Raw genomic sequence first — 1,162 nt, 5'->3', positions numbered from 1 at the left:
GTGTAGTTGAGCTCGATTGGGTAACCCCGTTAACTCGTCATGACTGGCCAAGTATTCGAGCTGTTCTTTGGTGTCTTGTAAATCATCAAAGTCACTGTTTATACGTTTTTCAAAACGTTTGAAGCGGAGGGCAATAAGTCGACTAAGTACCCAAGACAGTAAAGCAACAACAAGGGTAGTGATGCCGCCAATCATAACCATGCGCTGTAAAGTTTGTTGTTGCTCTTGCTCTGCTAAGCGCGCTTGGTTGGTCAACATTTGATTACTTAATTGGTCGTAAACACCTGCTCCAATGGTCCAGCCCCAATTGTCGTCTTTGGCGACGTAGCTGGTTTTATAGAAGTTGTCTAAGCCTTCGGGACCGAATGGGGCGAGGTACTTTACTACTCCGCGGCGCGTTTCCATAATACGCTTGGCCCCTTGTTGAACTTGCTCATCACCGACTTCCAAGATGTTTTTGCCGATGGTTGATGGGTCCATATGAGACAGAACTTTACCGTCTTCATTGATGACAAATACATAGCCAGCTTCCCCAAACCTTAGGTTTTTTAGCCACTCAAGTGAGGTCTGTTTTATGTCATCTTCTACGTCAACGACATAGTCACCGGTGCCAATAAACCAGTCATAAGGTTCAAAGTACTTACCAAAACCAATTTTCTCAAATTCTTTGTTTTTGTTGTCGGGTTTAACAAACCACCAGCGATAGAAAGCTTCGCCTTTTGCTTTGACTTGCTCGCCCATCTCTCGAACAATGTAACTGCCACGTACATCACGAAAATCCCAAAGTGATGTACCTTCAACTCTGGGCAGCAACGGGTGCATGACATTGATGCCGTTAGTTTTGTAGATGAAGAAGTATCCCCGCCCATGATTAAAGCGAATATCTCGAAGTGCATCGGTGATCATTGCCGATACTTGTTGCTCTGGGAGGTGCTGGTTGCTTTCGTAAATGCGAGTTGCAATTGCGTGAGCTTCGTAAATCCGCGCTTTGATGGTCGACTCGAGCTGGCTCTCAGTTTGAGCTCTGGCGAATTGAATTTGTTCTAAGACATAATCGACACGGCTTGTTAATTCGACAATTTGTTGCTGTTCGTTAGCGGATTTCAACGAGGCGAGTTGCTGTTGGGAGCTGACAATTTCGTTGCGTACGGTGAGCAAAACC

At 45.4% G+C, this 1,162-nt stretch carries 1 protein-coding gene; it reads right to left on the bottom strand.

Going from position 1 to position 1,162, the window contains the following annotated elements; translation table 11 throughout:
- Positions 1 to 1,162: cache domain-containing protein (locus QTO00_RS20010; RefSeq protein ID WP_331426308.1), on the bottom strand; the 1,162-nt coding region annotated here is incomplete at both ends.

The organism is Vibrio sp. M260118, from assembly GCF_036533755.1.
GTDB lineage: Bacteria > Pseudomonadota > Gammaproteobacteria > Enterobacterales > Vibrionaceae > Vibrio.
The sequence above is the reverse complement of the archived record's forward strand: the minus strand, read 5'-3'. Positions and strand labels throughout refer to the sequence as shown.